This is a genomic window from Pseudomonas sp. PP3, from assembly GCF_905336995.1.
Lineage (GTDB): Bacteria > Pseudomonadota > Gammaproteobacteria > Pseudomonadales > Pseudomonadaceae > Aquipseudomonas > Aquipseudomonas reinekei.
Genome location: NZ_HG995459.1, coordinates 5,856,129 through 5,871,219, shown reverse-complemented (window position 1 = coordinate 5,871,219; position 15,091 = coordinate 5,856,129). Strand labels below are relative to the sequence as shown.

8 protein-coding genes are annotated in these 15,091 nt (G+C 59.9%); 3 read left to right on the top strand and 5 right to left on the bottom strand.

Annotated features, from left to right (window positions below; genetic code table 11):
• Positions 1–47: 47 nt before the first annotated feature.
• Both KHO07_RS26605 and rlmJ read left to right on the top strand, forming a co-directional pair.
• Positions 48–371 (top strand): hypothetical protein, encoded by a 324-nt coding sequence (locus KHO07_RS26605; protein WP_212625953.1) that lies wholly within the window; start codon positions 48–50, stop codon positions 369–371.
• A gap of 247 nt (positions 372–618) precedes the next feature.
• Positions 619–1,455 (top strand): 23S rRNA (adenine(2030)-N(6))-methyltransferase RlmJ, encoded by an 837-nt coding sequence (gene rlmJ / locus KHO07_RS26600; RefSeq protein ID WP_150735605.1) that lies wholly within the window; start codon positions 619–621, stop codon positions 1,453–1,455.
• A gap of 147 nt (positions 1,456–1,602) precedes the next feature.
• Here the strand turns inward: rlmJ and msrA are convergent, their stop codons facing one another.
• From msrA to aceE, 5 genes are all read right to left on the bottom strand, one after another.
• A complete protein-coding gene (gene msrA / locus KHO07_RS26595; RefSeq protein ID WP_150735653.1) occupies positions 1,603–2,250 on the bottom strand; it encodes a peptide-methionine (S)-S-oxide reductase MsrA in 648 nt (215 codons plus the stop codon).
• A gap of 62 nt (positions 2,251–2,312) precedes the next feature.
• On the bottom strand, positions 2,313–5,006 hold the full coding sequence (locus KHO07_RS26590) for a GGDEF and EAL domain-containing protein (protein ID WP_212625952.1): 2,694 nt from the start codon (positions 5,004–5,006) through the stop codon (positions 2,313–2,315).
• A 176-nt stretch (positions 5,007–5,182) separates the two neighbouring features.
• On the bottom strand, positions 5,183–6,577 hold the full coding sequence (locus KHO07_RS26585; protein WP_212625951.1) for an alkaline phosphatase D family protein: 1,395 nt from the start codon (positions 6,575–6,577) through the stop codon (positions 5,183–5,185).
• 257 nt (positions 6,578–6,834) lie between these two features.
• Positions 6,835–8,799: a dihydrolipoyllysine-residue acetyltransferase gene (gene aceF / locus KHO07_RS26580; protein WP_212625950.1), complete on the bottom strand. Its 1,965-nt coding sequence runs from the start codon at positions 8,797–8,799 to the stop codon at positions 6,835–6,837.
• Between the two features lie 11 nt (positions 8,800–8,810).
• Complete coding sequence (aceE, locus tag KHO07_RS26575) at positions 8,811–11,456, bottom strand: pyruvate dehydrogenase (acetyl-transferring), homodimeric type (protein WP_075947289.1); 2,646 nt, start codon at positions 11,454–11,456, stop codon at positions 8,811–8,813.
• Positions 11,457–11,839: 383 nt separating this feature from the next.
• Here aceE and glnE point away from each other — a divergent pair, with 383 nt between their 5' ends.
• On the top strand, positions 11,840–14,779 hold the full coding sequence (glnE, locus tag KHO07_RS26570) for a bifunctional [glutamate--ammonia ligase]-adenylyl-L-tyrosine phosphorylase/[glutamate--ammonia-ligase] adenylyltransferase (protein ID WP_212625949.1): 2,940 nt from the start codon (positions 11,840–11,842) through the stop codon (positions 14,777–14,779).
• The last annotated feature ends 312 nt before the right edge of the window (positions 14,780–15,091 follow it).

The window sequence follows — 15,091 nt, the reverse complement described above, 5'->3', positions numbered from 1 at the left end:
GGAAGCGAAGGGTAACGGCTCCAGTCCATACGTTAGGAAGTAAAAAAATGACAAAACTTCATCCCGATCCACCCTACGAAAAACCGATCCCCCATCCCGAAAACCGTTTCATGGCCCTAACCAGCAATTGCGACGACATGCCGACCCTGTTCGTCGACACTCACGCGCCGCTCGACGTTTTGTACGACGCTGCCAGCTACCGCATTCAAGCCGTCACCCAAGTGCTTGAGAACCTTTCCATGCGTGGCTCAATCGAGTGTGAGTCGTTCATCCTCAGCGACTTTGCCTTGCTCTGCGCCATTCCGTTGCGCGATGGCTGTGATGTGCTGGATGTGCTCGGACGGCGGTTGCGGGCGCGACCTTCGCCTTAAAGTTGCACGGCTTTTGTGGCGAGGGAGCTTGCTCCCGTCCGGCTGCGCAGCAGTCGTAAACTTGGGATTAAGGTGTGTCAGGCGGTTCCGGTTTGCAGGCTTGGGGCCGCTTCGCAGCCCACCGGGAGCAAGCTCCCTCGCCACAGGTTTTGTGTCCGGCTGGGCAAACGTGCCCAGCCGCTCAGCCGTGAACCCCTGACTTGCCGGCCGGTAAAAGGTAAACTTCCCGGCCTTCGCAGGAGCAGCCATGAATTATCGTCACGCCTTCCATGCCGGCAATCACGCCGATGTGTTCAAACACCTGACCTTGACCCGCCTCATCGCCCTGATGTCGCGCAAGGAGCAGCCGTTTGCCTATCTCGATACTCACGCCGGCATTGGTCTGTATGACCTGCAGGGTGATCAGGCCAACCGTACCGGTGAGTACCTGGAAGGTATCGCGCGTTTGTGGGATCAGCCGGATCTGCCGATCCTGACCGCTGACTACATGCAGGTGCTGCACGAGATGAACCCGGATGGCCAGTTGCGTTATTACCCGGGCTCTCCGGAATTGGCGCGGCGTCTGACGCGTAAGCAGGACCGCGTGTTGCTCAACGAAAAGCACCCGGAAGATGGCCTGCTGCTCAAGGACAACATGGCCGGTGATCGTCGTGTGAAGGTGCACTTGGGCGAAGGTTGGCATGTGCCGCGTGCCTTGCTGCCGGTGCCGGAGAAGCGTGCGGTGATGTTGATCGACCCGCCGTTCGAAAAGCTTGACGAGATGCAGCGTTGCGCGGCGTCGTTGAAAGAGGCGATTGGCCGCATGCGTCAAACCGTGGCGGCGATCTGGTATCCGGTGAAGGATCAGCGCGCCCTGCGTCGTTTTTATCAGGACCTGGCCGGCACCGGCGCACCGAAGTTGTTGCGCGTAGAGTTGCTGGTGCATCCGCTGGATACGCCGAACACCCTGAACGGCTCCGGGCTGGCGATTGCCAATCCGCCGTGGGGGCTTGAGGAAGAATTGCGTGAGCTGCTGCCGTGGTTGTCCCAGAAGCTGGGGCAGACCCAGGGTGGGTGGCAGATGGATTGGTTGATTGCCGAATAACATGTGGCGAGGGAGCTTGCTCCCGCTGGGGCGCGAAGCGGCCCTAAAATCGGAATGGGTTCCGTCAGCAAGAACCCGCATGCCGATTTAGCGACTGCTTCGCAGCCGAGCGGGAGCAAGCTCCCTCACCACAGAGGTGATACTGAATCAGATCGGGCAGGTCACGCCTGTACCGCCAATCCCGCAATAACCTTCAGGATTCTTGGCAAGGTATTGCTGGTGATACGCCTCGGCGTAGTAGAAGGTCGGGGCTTCGTCGATTTCGGTGGTGATGATGCCTTTGCCGGCCTTGGTCAGCTCGACCTGGAACACCTGCGCGCTTTTCTTCGCCGCTTCCAGTTGTTCCGGTTTGGTGGCGTAGATCACCGAACGGTACTGGGTGCCAATATCGTTGCCCTGGCGCATGCCCTGGGTCGGGTTGTGCAGTTCCCAGAACATCTTCAGCAGCTCTTCGTAGCTGACTTTCTCCGGCTCATAAACCACCAGCACCACTTCAGTGTGGCCGGTCAGGCCCGAGCAAACTTCTTCGTAGGTCGGGTTTGGCGTGTAGCCGCCGGCGTAACCCACGGCGCTGCTGTACACGCCTTCACGCTGCCAGAAGCGGCGTTCCGCGCCCCAGAAGCAACCGAGGCCGAAGATGGCGAATTCGACGTTGCCGGGGAACGGGCCGAGCAATGGGTTTTTGTTGACGAAGTGTTCGTCCGGAACCTTGATCGGGGTTTCGCGACCAGGCAGAGCTTGTTCTTTGGTAGGGAGCACGTTTTTGTTCACCAGAATTTCCGAGCGCAGAACCATCATCAGTCCTCTCAGTCGTTGGAATGTTTAGAGATGCAGTTTGCCCGAGTGTTGGCTCGCTGTCAGGCGATTGGGCCACGCGGGTAGCGCTTGAGCTTTTCAATCAGCTCGGCGCCGGGGATTGGCTGGTCGAACAGGTAGCCCTGGCCTACGTCACAGCGGTGGCGACGCAGGAAAGCCAGTTGTTCGGCCGTCTCGATGCCTTCAGCCACGACTTTGAGCTTCAGGTTGTGCGCCATGGCGATCACCGCGGAGGTGATTTCCATGTCGTCCTGGTTGTCCGGGATTTCGTGGATGAAGCTTCGATCGATCTTGATGATGTCGATGGGGAATTTTTTCAGGTAACTGAGGGACGAGTAACCGGTACCGAAGTCGTCCATCGCCAGGGTCAGGCCCAGGCGCTTGAGTTGGTCGAGTTGCAAGTGGGTGTCTTCGGTGGCTTCGAGCAGCAAGCCTTCGGTCAGTTCCAGTTCCAGCAGGTGCGCCGGCAGTGCTTCTTCCTTGAGGATATTGGCGATGGAGGCCACCAGGTCCGGGTCGGAAAACTGCTTCGGTGACAGGTTGATCGCTACCTGAAGATTGCCCAGCCCGGCGGCGGTCAACGTTTTGCTCATGCGGCAGGCCTGACGGGCGATCCATTTGCCGATCGGGATGATCAGCCCGGTTTCTTCCGCGACGCTGATGAACTGGTCCGGGCGGATCATGCCTTTTTCCGGATGGTTCCAGCGCAGCAGCGCTTCCATGCCCAGCAGCCGACCGCTGCGCAGGCACAGCTTGGGCTGGTAGAACACGTCCAGTTCGTTCTGGGTCAAGGCGCGACGCAGGTTGTTCTCGACGAACAGTTTGTAACTGGCTTCGGCGTTCAAGGCTTCGGTGAACACCTGCACCTGATGTTTGCCGTTGGCCTTGGCCTTGTGCAGCGCGAGCCCGGCGTTACGCATCAGGGTTTGCGGATCGCGCCCGTGCAGCGGCGCGCAGGCCAGGCCGACGGAGCCGGTCACGCTGATCAACTGATTGTCGACGAACATCGGTTTGTCGAGGGTCGTCAACAATTGGCTGGCGATCTGCTGGCCGGTTTCAAGATTGGTGTTGTCCAGCAGCACGGCAAACTCGTTGCTGGCGAACCGCGCCAGGCTGCCGCTCGGGCTGAGGCTGTTGCGCAGGCGCCGGGCCAGGCTGATCAGCAGCTTGTCGCCGGTTTGATGGCCGAGGCTGTCGTTGATCCGCTTGAAATTGTCGATGTCGACCAACAGCAGGCTGATGGGCGTATCGCTGTCGCGGGCGAAGCGCTCGTCGAGGTTGCGGATGAACGCCGGACGGTTGCCGAGGTTGGTCAGGTTGTCGGTGTAGGCCAGGCGCTCGATGCGTTGCTGAGCGAGCTTGGTCTGGGTGATGTCTTCGTAAATGCCGATGTAGTGGGTCAGCTCGCGGTTGTCGCCGTAAACCTTGGAGATCGACAACTGACCCCAATAGGGTTCGAGGTTTTTGCGACGGCTTTTGAACTCACCCTGCCAGCTGTTGCTCTTGGCCAGTGCCGACGGTGCGTCGAACAACAGCTCGCTGAGGTTTTCCAGGGCCGGCAGTTCCGACAGGCGTTGGCCGTGGACTTCTTCGGTACTGTACTGGGTGATCGCGGTAAAGCTCGGGTTGACGTACTCCACCACGCCGTCGCAGTTGACCAGCAAAAAGGCGTTGGCGCTTTGTTCCACCGCGCGCTGGAACAAGTGCAGGGCACTGGTGGCGGTGCGTCGGTTGTGATTGTTGATGACCTGGGCGAACTGGTCCGCCAGTTCGCCGGCGAAGGCGATTTCATCCGACTGCCAGGCGCGGGTTGCACCGGTTTGCTCCAGGCACAGCACGCCGACCACTTGGCCGTCGACCCGGATACTGGCGTCGAGCATCGCGTTGACATCGCGCGGGCGCAGGCTCTCGGCCATTTCCCGGGTGCGCGGGTCGTGCATGGCATTGTGCGCGTCGATGGCGCGGCCGGTGTGCAAGGCGTCGAGATAGTCGGGGAACACGCTGACGTCGATCGGTTCCGGCAGCAGGTATTCCTGGGTCGTACGGTGATAGGCCGAGATCGGCACCAACTGGGAGCCTTCCAGATGCCACAGGCTGGCGCAGTCGATTTCATAAATGTCGCAGGCGCTGCGAGTAATCAGTTCGGCAGCTTCTTGCAGGGAATTGTTGCTGCTGTAGCGCTGGCGGGTCAGGAGCAGGATCAGGTCCTGCTGGGCGCGAACGCGGTCCAGATGCAGCAGTTGTTCCTGTTGCGCGCGCTGGTTGAGCTCCAGGGCGATCTGCAGGCGCGAGTTCTGGGTTTCCAGGTCTAGGGCCGGCAGCAACGGGTCATCATCGAATAGACCGTCGATCACCAACAGGTAGCCACGCAGCAGGTGTCGATTGTGTTGTTTGTAGGCTTCACCCAGCTCCAGCAGGCTCAGGGATCCTGAAGCCGTATGCAGGGTGTAGCGAATCAGGTAATGGGTGCTTTCGCTCAGTTGCTGTTGGACGGTGTCATGCAGCTGATAGCGCGCCTCCGGTTCCATCAGGCTGGCGTAGGGCGAGCCGACCAGAGCGCACAGCTCCACGGCCGGCAAGCCGAACTGGCGTTCGCAATTGGGATCAAGAAACAGCAGCGCCCAGCTGGGTTCATTCAGCCGTTCGAAACGCAGCATGCCGAGCCGCGAGGGCACAGGCAACTGCGTCACTACCTCGGCCACCATACGGCTGGCGGCATCGGGTTGGCTTTTCATGGAGGGAACTCGCTTCGAATTTGCTGAACGCGCCGGGGCTCTCGCCCTCTTTACTGTTGCCTGCGGCAAGGTTGCATCATTGCGACACTGACTGACAAGAGACATGAAGGCCAAGTGCTATAAGAATGTGTCGGCAGGCGCGAAGATTTCTTCAATTGAAGTCAAAAGTAATGCTTTTAACGCAACAGAATCCTGACCGACTCTAGAAGCTGTCCATCCCGATCGTGATAACGAACCTGAATCCGTTCCGAATCGACGATCAGGTGCGCAAAGTTATCCCGGCTGATCACGCCGCTGGTCAACTCATGCCGATAATCGCCGGCAGCGGTCCGGGCCAAAGGTTGATCGAGCATGAAGGTGGAAGCTTTCGCATAGGGCAGCAGTTTGCTGTTGCACAGCGGCGACGAGACGATGGTGTGGACTTCAAAGTCCGGGTCTTCGCTGTGGGTCAGTCGACTGGTGAGGGAACCGTGTACATCGCCGGAAATGAACACAACGTTCTTGATGCCATGGGTGCGAATCGTCTCCAGCAGCCGCAGGCGTTGCTCGGGAAAGGCTTGCCAGGCGTCGTCGCCCAGGCGTTTGCGGTCCGGGTAGAACATCACGCTGGTGACCACGAATTTGACCCGTGCCGGGCTGTGGACCAGCCAGTCGCACAAAGCCTGCTCCTGTTCGATATCGAGGATGCGCCGGTCATTGGCCGTGAGATTGCGCCGGGTTCGACTGTCGGTGACAAACCACTCGATATCACCATGGGAGAACGGGTACCAATAGCGCACCAGCGCTTGGCTCATTTGTCCTTTGGAACTAAGTTCATGGGCCGGGCTGTGGCTGGCTTGATAAAGTTCATACGCCGCCATGGCATTGTTATATAAATATTCATCCGAGCTGTTCTTGTTGGCTGGCCAGTTATCTTCAATTTCATGATCATCGAGAATCATGTAAGTCGCGATGCCGGACATTAATTTCGCAATATGTGGTTGTGAGAACGCAGCACGATATTTGGCAAGTATCTCCTTGTATTCCCTGTCCGGCGCGATGAAGTTCAAATCGTCGACATACACTTGGTCGCCCGTCATCAGCAGTGCGTTGATCGGCGGTGTCGCGCGTTGTGCCAGATGGTCAATGGAGGCGAAGATCCGGTCGCCCAGGCGCGGGTTGGAGGGTCGGCCTGCGGTCATGCGCAAATAACGGCAGGAGCCAACAACATAGGCCCGTGATGTTGTGGTCTCGCTGGATTGCGTGCGCAGGCGATAAACATCCCGTGGCCATTGCAGTGGCAGTTCCTGGACCGTCTCCGGGGTGTGCATCGGGTACATGGGGCTGAACCAGCCGGCCTGGTATTCGTACTCGGTGTCGGCGTCCAGATCATGCAGCACGATGACGCCTGACATGTCGCGAGACGGCGTCAGGTGAATAAATACGCCCTTGTTCCAGTATTCGTCACCAACCCGGCGATAACGGATGCCTGCAAATACAAGTTGGTCTTTTTGCCATGCGCCACGCAAAAAAATGCGGGCGTGCTCAGTTGTTGTATGCCCGAGTATTGGGCCGACAGTAGGTTTTAACATATTCGAGTCCATTCGAAATGATGTTGTAGAGGTTGCCTGCGCTGTTGGCGGCTATTGAACTAAGCCTAAATAGTCGGGCGGAAAAAATATCGAGCGAAAGTGGACCGAAGTTGTGGGCGATTTAAGCCACGGATGTAGGAATGTGCTTTATCGAAGGCAAAAAAAGCCCCGCCAAATTGGCGGGGTTGAGGTACGAGCGTGGCGCTCGGAAAACTTGGAACGCGACGGGCCCTCCGGTGAAGGAGGGCCGGCCGGTCTTACAGCAGGATGGTGCGGATGTCCGCCAGCAGGCTGCCCAGGCGCTGGGTGAAGCGTGCGGCAGCGGCGCCGTTGATCACACGGTGATCGTAGGACAGCGACAGCGGCAGCATCAGTTTCGGCTGGAAGGCTTTGCCGTCCCAGACTGGCTGGATGGTTGCCTTGGAAACACCGAGGATCGCCACTTCCGGCGCGTTGACGATCGGCGTGAAGCCGGTGCCGCCAATGTGGCCGAGGCTGGAAATGGTGAAGCAGGCGCCTTGCATGTCGTCAGCGGTGAGCTTCTTGTCGCGAGCCTTGGCGGCCAGCGCGGCGGCTTCGGCAGCCAGTTGCAACAGGCTCTTCTGGTCGACGTTCTTGATGACCGGTACCAGCAGGCCATCCGGGGTGTCGACGGCGAAGCCGATGTTGACGTATTTCTTGCGGATGATCGCCTTGCCGCTTGGTGCCAGCGAACTGTTGAAGTCCGGCAGCTCCTTGAGCATGTGTGCGCACGACTTGAGCAGCAGCGGCAGGATGGTCAGCTTGACGCCGGCCTTCTCTGCAACGGCTTTCTGCGCAACACGGAAGGCTTCCAGCTCGGTGATATCAGCCGAATCGAACTGAGTCACGTGCGGAATGTTCAACCAACTGCGGTGCAGGCTCGACGCGCCGATTTGCATCAGGCGAGTCATCGGCACTTCTTCGATTTCGCCAAAACGGCTGAAGTCGACGACCGGGATCGGCGGGATGCCCGCGCCACCGGTTGCGCCAGCAGCAGCGGCCGGAGCTTCCTTGGCCTTCTGCATCATGGATTTGACGTAAACCTGCACGTCTTCTTTCAGGATGCGACCGTGTGGACCGCTTGCGCCAACAGCGCTCAGCTCGACGCCGAATTCACGGGCCAGTTGACGCACGGCCGGGCCGGCATGAACTTTGGCGCCCGGCTTGGCTGGAGCAGCGGCCGGGGCGGCAGCAGGTGCAGCGGCTGGAGCAGCGGCGGCGGCAGCAGGAGCGGCGCTCGGTGCGGCAGCGGCAGGTGCCGGAGAAGCAGCCGGGGCGGCGCCTTTGACTTTCAGTTTCAGGATCAGGTCGCCGGTACCGACTTCGTCATCGAGCTTGATGGAAACGCTTTCCACCACGCCAGCGGCAGGCGACGGGATTTCCATGCTGGCCTTGTCGGATTCCAGGGTGATCAGCGACTGGTCGGCTTCTACGGTGTCGCCGGCCTTGACCAGGACTTCGATGATCTTGGCCTTGCCCGCCGAACCGATATCCGGAACGTGGATGTCCTGGACGCTGTCGGCTACCGGTGCAGCCGGAGCGGCAGCGGCTGGCGCAGGAGCGGAGGCGGCAGGTGTAGCAGCCTGGGCTGGAGCGGCAGCAGCCGGTGCCGCAGCACCCGCCACTTCCAGATCCAGAATCAGGTCGCCCGTGCCGACTTCGTCGTTGAGCTTGACGCTGATGGCCTTGACCACGCCAGCGGCAGGCGACGGGATTTCCATGCTGGCCTTGTCGGATTCCAGAGTGATCAGCGACTGATCAGCCTCGACGGTGTCGCCGACCTTGACCTGGATCTCGATGATCTGGGCCTTGCCCGACGAACCGATGTCCGGTACGTGCACTTGCTGAACGCTGGCGGCGGCCGGCGCAGCAGCAGGAGCAGGAGCAGCGGCGGCAGGAGCAGCAGCCGGTTTGGCTTCTGCTTTTGCCGCTGGCGCAGCGGCAGCCGCAGGGGCCGCATCAGCGGCACCTTCGACTTCCAGCTCCAGCAGTTCGTCGCCTTCTTTCAGGCGATCACCCAGCTTCACTTTCAGGCTCTTGACGATACCGGCCTTCGGCGCAGGCACTTCCATGCTCGCCTTGTCCGATTCCAGCGTCAGGATGCTCTGCTCGGCTTCGATACGGTCGCCGACCTTCACAAACAGTTCAATTACTTCACCTTCACCGCTGCCGATGTCAGGTACGCGAATGAGTTCGCTCACAGAATCTCTCCTCAGCAGTCCAGTGGGTTGAGTTTTTCCGGGTTGATACCGAACTTGGCGATGGCTTCAGCCACAACCTTAGGTTCGATGTCACCACGGTCAGCCAGTGCTTCCAGGGCTGCCAACACCACGAAATGACGGTCAACTTCGAAGAAATGACGCAGTTTCTTGCGGCTGTCGCTGCGGCCGAAACCATCGGTGCCCAGGACTTTGAATTCCTTGGACGGTACCCACTGACGGATCTGCTCGGCGAACAGTTTCATGTAGTCGGTAGAGGCGATGACCGGACCTTTACGGCCGTTCAGGCACTCTTCCACATAGCTCAGCTTAGGCTTCTGGCCAGGGTGCAGACGGTTGCTGCGCTCTACGGCCAGGCCATCGCGACGCAGTTCGTTGAAGCTGGTAACGCTCCACACGTCGGCGCCGACGTTGAACTCTTCACGCAGGATCTTCGCTGCTTCACGGACTTCACGCAGGATGGTGCCGGAGCCCATCAGCTGAACGTGGTGCGCCGCTTCGCGGGTGTCTTCTTCGAGCAGGTACATGCCTTTCTTGATGCCTTCTTCGGCACCGGCCGGCATGGCTGGCTGCTGGTACGACTCGTTCATCACGGTGATGTAGTAGAAGACGTCCTGTTGCTCTTCGGTCATCTTCTTCATGCCGTCCTGAATGATCACCGCCAGCTCGTAGCCGTAGGTTGGATCGTAGGTGCGGCAGTTCGGGATGGTCGCGGCCAGCAGGTGGCTGTGACCGTCTTCGTGCTGCAGGCCTTCACCGTTGAGGGTGGTACGGCCGGCGGTGCCGCCGATCAGGAAGCCACGGGTACGGCTGTCGCCAGCGGCCCAGGCCAGGTCACCGATACGCTGGAAGCCGAACATCGAGTAGAAGATGTAGAACGGCAGCATCGGCTGGTTGTGGCTGGAGTACGAAGTACCGGCAGCGATGAAGGAGCTCATGGCGCCCGCTTCGTTGATGCCTTCTTCGAGGATCTGGCCCTTCTTGTCTTCCTTGTAGAACATCACCTGGTCTTTATCGACTGGCTCGTAGAGCTGGCCGACGGACGAGTAGATGCCCAACTGACGGAACATGCCTTCCATACCGAAGGTACGGGCTTCGTCCGGAATGATCGGGACGATGCGCGGACCGATTTCCTTGTCCTTGACCAGCTGCGCCAGGATGCGCACGAAAGCCATGGTGGTGGAAATTTCACGGTCGCCCGAGCCGTCGAGGATGGCCTTGAGGGTGTCCAGGTCCGGGGTCGGTACGCTGAAGCTCTGCGCGCGACGCTGTGGCACGAAACCGCCCAGTGCAGTGCGGCGCTCGCTCAGGTAGCGGGCTTCGGCGCTGTTTGGCTCTGGCTTGAAGAACGGCAGGTTCTCCAGCTCTTCGTCCTTGACCGGAATGTCGAAACGATCGCGGAACAGCTTCAGGCTTTCAACATCAACCTTCTTGGTGTTGTGCGCGGTGTTTTTCGCTTCGCCGGCACCGGTGCCATAACCCTTGATGGTCTTGGCCAGGATGACGGTAGGTTGTTCTTTGTGATTGACCGCTTCGTGGTACGCCGCGTAGACCTTGTACGGGTCGTGGCCGCCACGGTTGAGCTTCCAGATCTCGTCGTCGGACAGGTCTGCAACCATCGCCTTGAGTTCTGGCGAGTTGAAGAAGTGTTCACGCACGAACGCGCCGTCTTTGGCTTTGTAGTTCTGGTACTCGCCGTCGATGACTTCGTCCATGCGACGTTGCAGGATGCCGTCGACGTCCTTGGCCAGCAGTGGGTCCCAGAAACGGCCCCAGATGACTTTGGTCACGTTCCACTGAGCACCGCGGAACACGCCTTCGAGTTCCTGGATGATCTTGCCGTTGCCGCGAACCGGGCCGTCGAGGCGCTGCAGGTTGCAGTTGATGACGAAGATCAGGTTGTCCAGCTTTTCGCGGCCAGCCAGGGAGATCGCGCCCAGGGATTCCGGCTCGTCGCACTCGCCGTCGCCCAGGAAGCACCAGACTTTTTGCTTGCCGGCAGGAATGAAGCCACGGGCTTCCAGGTACTTCATGAAGCGTGCCTGGTAGATCGCCTGGATCGGGCCCAGACCCATGGATACCGTCGGGAACTGCCAGAAGTCAGGCATCAGCCAAGGGTGCGGGTAGGACGACAGGCCCTGGCCGTCGACTTCCTGGCGGAAGTTGTTCATCTGGTCTTCGGTGATGCGGCCTTCCATGAATGCACGGGCGTAAACGCCTGGCGAGGTGTGGCCCTGGAAGTAGATCAGGTCGCCGCCGTGTTCGTCGGTCGGGGCCTGGAAGAAGTAGTTGAAGCCGATGTCATACAGGGTCGCACTGGAAGCGAAGCTGGAGATGTGACCGCCGAGGTCAGAATCTTTCAGGTTCGTACGCATTACCATGGCCATCGCGTTCCAGCGTACCAGCGAGCGAATGCGGCGTTCCATGAACAGGTCGCCAGGCATGCGTGCTTCGTGGGTAACAGGGATGGTGTTGCGGTAAGGCGTGGTGATGGCGTAAGGCAACTGCGAACCGCTGCGGGTTGCGAGTTCACCCATACGGGTCATCAGATAGTGAGCACGGTCTTCGCCTTCTTTGTCGAGAACCGATTCCAGGGCGTCCAGCCATTCCTGGGTTTCGACGGGATCGAGGTCTTGCATGGCTTGCTCCAGGGCGGAAAGGCTACCAGAATCGGTTGCCTGAGTTAGCGACTGGCCTTGTGGGCAGACGTTATGAATTCTTGGATTGCCGATAGGTTGTTCCGGCGGTGTGTAGTTTTACTACAAATCATCCGGCATTTCAGCCTTCCTAATGTATATACGAGTAGTAAAACTACAGATGAGCGGCTTGTGGCCCCCGGCTGCGTTGTGAGAATAATCGTTAAGGTTGGTCTTTTACCAACCAGAAAAGGTGAAAGCTTGATGCTGGCTGCCAAAAATAAAGAAATTTCAGCTATTTCTAACTTTTGTTCGACAGTCCTTCAGGTAGTGCAATATGAAAATTCACTACATGCAGCCCGATACACGCCGATCAAGGATAGACCATGAGCCTCCCTTCGCTTGCCGAACTGCCCGCCATTCTATTGCCGCTTGTCACCCGCGCCGAGCAGTCGTTCCGGGCGGCGGTCGATGCCCTGGATGACGATCATGGGTTGTCCACCTGGACCCCTGAGCGCTGGGCTCAATTTGCCCGAGTGACCGCCGCCAGCGACTTTGTCATTGAACAGAGCGTGCGTGACCCTTTGATGTTGCTGGAGCTGGCGCAGTCCGGCGAACTGGACCGCCGCTTCGCCGTCGGTGAGATGTGCGCGCAGATTGCCGCCGCCGCGGCATCGGCAGAAACCGATGATCAACTGGCCCGCGCCTTGCGCCGCCAACGGGCGCGTCATCAGGTGCGGATTATCTGGCGCGACCTGACCCGCCAGGCCGATCTGGTCCAGACCTGCCGCGATCTGTCGGACATGGCCGACGCCAGCATCGACCAGGCCTATCAATGGCTGTACACGCGCCATTGCCAGCAGTTCGGCGTGCCCACCGGCCGCCGCAGCGGCGAGCCGCAGCAGATGGTGGTGCTGGGCATGGGCAAGCTCGGTGCGGTGGAATTGAACCTGTCGTCCGACATTGACCTGATATTCGCTTACCCCGAAGGCGGCGAAACCGTCGGCGTGAAACGTCCGCTGGATAACCAGGAATTTTTCATCCGGCTCGGGCAGCGTCTGATCAAGGCGCTGGACCCGATGACCGTCGACGGTTTCGTGTTCCGTGTCGACATGCGTTTGCGTCCTTACGGCTCGGCCGGTGCGCTGGTGCTGAGCTTCAATGCGCTGGAACAGTATTACCAGGATCAGGGCCGCGACTGGGAACGCTACGCCATGATCAAGTCGCGTGTGGTGGCGGGCGATCAAGTCGCCGGCGCGCAACTGCAAGAGATGCTGCGACCCTTCGTGTACCGGCGCTACCTGGATTTCTCCGCCATCGAAGCGCTACGCACCATGAAGCAGCTGATCCAGCAGGAAGTGCGGCGCAAGGGCATGGCCGACAATATCAAGCTCGGTTCCGGTGGCATCCGTGAAGTGGAGTTCATCGCCCAGGCGTTCCAGCTCATCCACGGTGGTCGCGACCTCAGTTTGCAACAGCGTCCTCTATTAAAAGTACTGAGCACTCTGGAAGGGCAGGGCTATCTGCCGCCTGCGGTGATCAGCGAGCTGCGCGAAGGCTACGAATTCCTGCGTTACACCGAACATGCGATCCAGGCGGTCGCCGACCGCCAGACCCAGATGCTGCCGGATAGCGCTCAGGATCAGGCACGCATTGCCTTTATGTTGGGCTTTGCCGATTGGGCGTCGTTCCATGAGCAGTTGATGTACTGGCGAGGTCGTGTGGCGTGGCACTTCGGTCAGGTCATCGCGGACCCTGACGAGGAAGAAGGCAGCGAAAGTGAAGTGGTGGTCGGTGGTGAATGGCTGCCGCTGTGGGAAGAAGCCCAGGATGAAGAAGCCGCGTGCCGTCAGTTGGAAGAGGGCGGTTTCGCCGATGCGCCCAAAGCGTTGAGGGCGTTGGCCGGCCTGCGCAGCAGTCCGCAGTTGCGCGCCATGCAGCGTCTGGGGCGCGAGCGACTGGATGCCTTTATTCCGCGTCTGCTGGCCCAGGCTGTGGAGCACGCCAACCCGGATCTGGTGCTGGAGCGTGTGTTGCCCTTGGTGGAAGCCGTGGCGCGCCGTTCTGCCTATCTGGTGTTGTTGACCGAAAACCCCGGGGCATTGCGCCGCCTGCTGACCTTGTGCGCCGCGAGCCCGTGGATCGCTGAACAGATTACGCGTTTCCCGTTGTTGCTCGATGAATTGCTCAACGAAGGCCGACTATTCAAGCCGCCGTTGGCTCCGGAGCTGGCCGCTGAATTGCGTGAGCGCCTTACGCGGATTCCCGAGGACGATCTCGAGCAGCAGATGGAAGCCCTGCGCCATTTCAAACTGGCGCACCGCTTGCGCGTCGCCGCATCGGAAATCGCCGGCAGCCTGCCGCTGATGAAGGTCAGTGATTATCTGACCTGGCTCGCCGAAGCGATCCTTGAGCAGGTATTGGCGCTGGCCTGGCGGCAAACGGTGGCCAAGTACGGCACGCCGTTGCGTACCGATGGCTCTCTATGCGATCCCGGCTTCATCATTGTCGGTTATGGGAAAGTCGGCGGCCTGGAACTCGGGCATGGTTCGGACCTCGATCTGGTGTTCATCCACGACGGTGATCCGCAGGCAGAAACCGACGGACCGAAGCCGATCGATGGCGCACAGTTTTTCACCCGGCTTGGGCAGCGGATCATCCACTTGCTCACGGCCCAGACCAACTCCGGGCAGCTGTACGAAGTGGATATGCGCCTGCGACCGTCCGGTGCGTCGGGGCTTTTGGTCAGTTCACTGGGGGCGTTTTCCCGTTATCAGGAAAATGAAGCCTGGACGTGGGAGCATCAAGCACTGGTGCGGGCGCGGGTGTTGGTGGGCAGTCAGGATGTCGGCCAGGCTTTCGAAAAAGTCCGTGCCGCGATACTGGGCAAACCGCGTGACTTGCCGACCCTGCGCCAGGAGGTCAGCGAGATGCGCGCCAAGATGCGCGATAACCTCGGCACCAAGAGCACCGCGGCCGGTACCGGGGCAAATGCCTTCGAGCCCGCGGCGCCCTTCGACCTCAAGCAGGACGCCGGAGGTATCGTCGATATTGAATTTATGGTGCAATACGCGGCCCTGGCGTGGTCGCAAACGCACCCGCCATTGCTGCGCTGGACCGATAACATCCGCATTCTGGAAGAGCTGGAACACGAAGGGCTGATGCCCGTCGAAGATGCCAGTCTGTTGCGTGAAGCCTATAAAGCTTACCGCTCCGCCGCCCACCGGCAGGCCTTGCAGAAGGATCCCGGAGTGATACCGGGCGATCAGTTCGCGGACGAACGGCGACAGGTCATGCGGATCTGGCGTGAGCTGGGGCTAAGCTGAAACGGGATTTTTGGTGCGCCAATATCCCCCGTAGGAGCGAGCCTTTGTGGCGAGGGAGCTTGCTCCCGCTGGAGTGCGAAGCGCTCCCAAATCAGCTTGTGCGGTCTGTCAGATGAACATGCGGTGGCAGGTTTTGGGACTGCTGCGCAGCCCGGCGGGAGCAAGCTCCCTTGCCACAAAGTTCTATGCTGACTGAAATGGATGTGTATGAAATTGATCCGACGAGCCTCAACCCGCTCGTCCAAATGACCTGCCAGCCAAGGCTGCGGGTGCTGGATTCACGAGGCGGGGAGGCGTAGGCCTCCCCGGTTC

What these genes read in the sequence shown, in the direction of transcription:
- KHO07_RS26605 (WP_212625953.1), top strand. Translation starts at nt 48, where the DNA reads ATGACAAAACTTCATCCCGATCCACCCTACGAAAAACCGATCCCCCAT.
- rlmJ (WP_150735605.1), top strand. Translation starts at nt 619, where the DNA reads ATGAATTATCGTCACGCCTTCCATGCCGGCAATCACGCCGATGTGTTC.
- msrA (WP_150735653.1), bottom strand. Translation starts at nt 2,250, where the DNA reads ATGGTTCTGCGCTCGGAAATTCTGGTGAACAAAAACGTGCTCCCTACC.
- KHO07_RS26590 (WP_212625952.1), bottom strand. Translation starts at nt 5,006, where the DNA reads ATGAAAAGCCAACCCGATGCCGCCAGCCGTATGGTGGCCGAGGTAGTG.
- KHO07_RS26585 (WP_212625951.1), bottom strand. Translation starts at nt 6,577, where the DNA reads ATGTTAAAACCTACTGTCGGCCCAATACTCGGGCATACAACAACTGAG.
- aceE (WP_075947289.1), bottom strand. Translation starts at nt 11,456, where the DNA reads ATGCAAGACCTCGATCCCGTCGAAACCCAGGAATGGCTGGACGCCCTG.
- glnE (WP_212625949.1), top strand. Translation starts at nt 11,840, where the DNA reads ATGAGCCTCCCTTCGCTTGCCGAACTGCCCGCCATTCTATTGCCGCTT.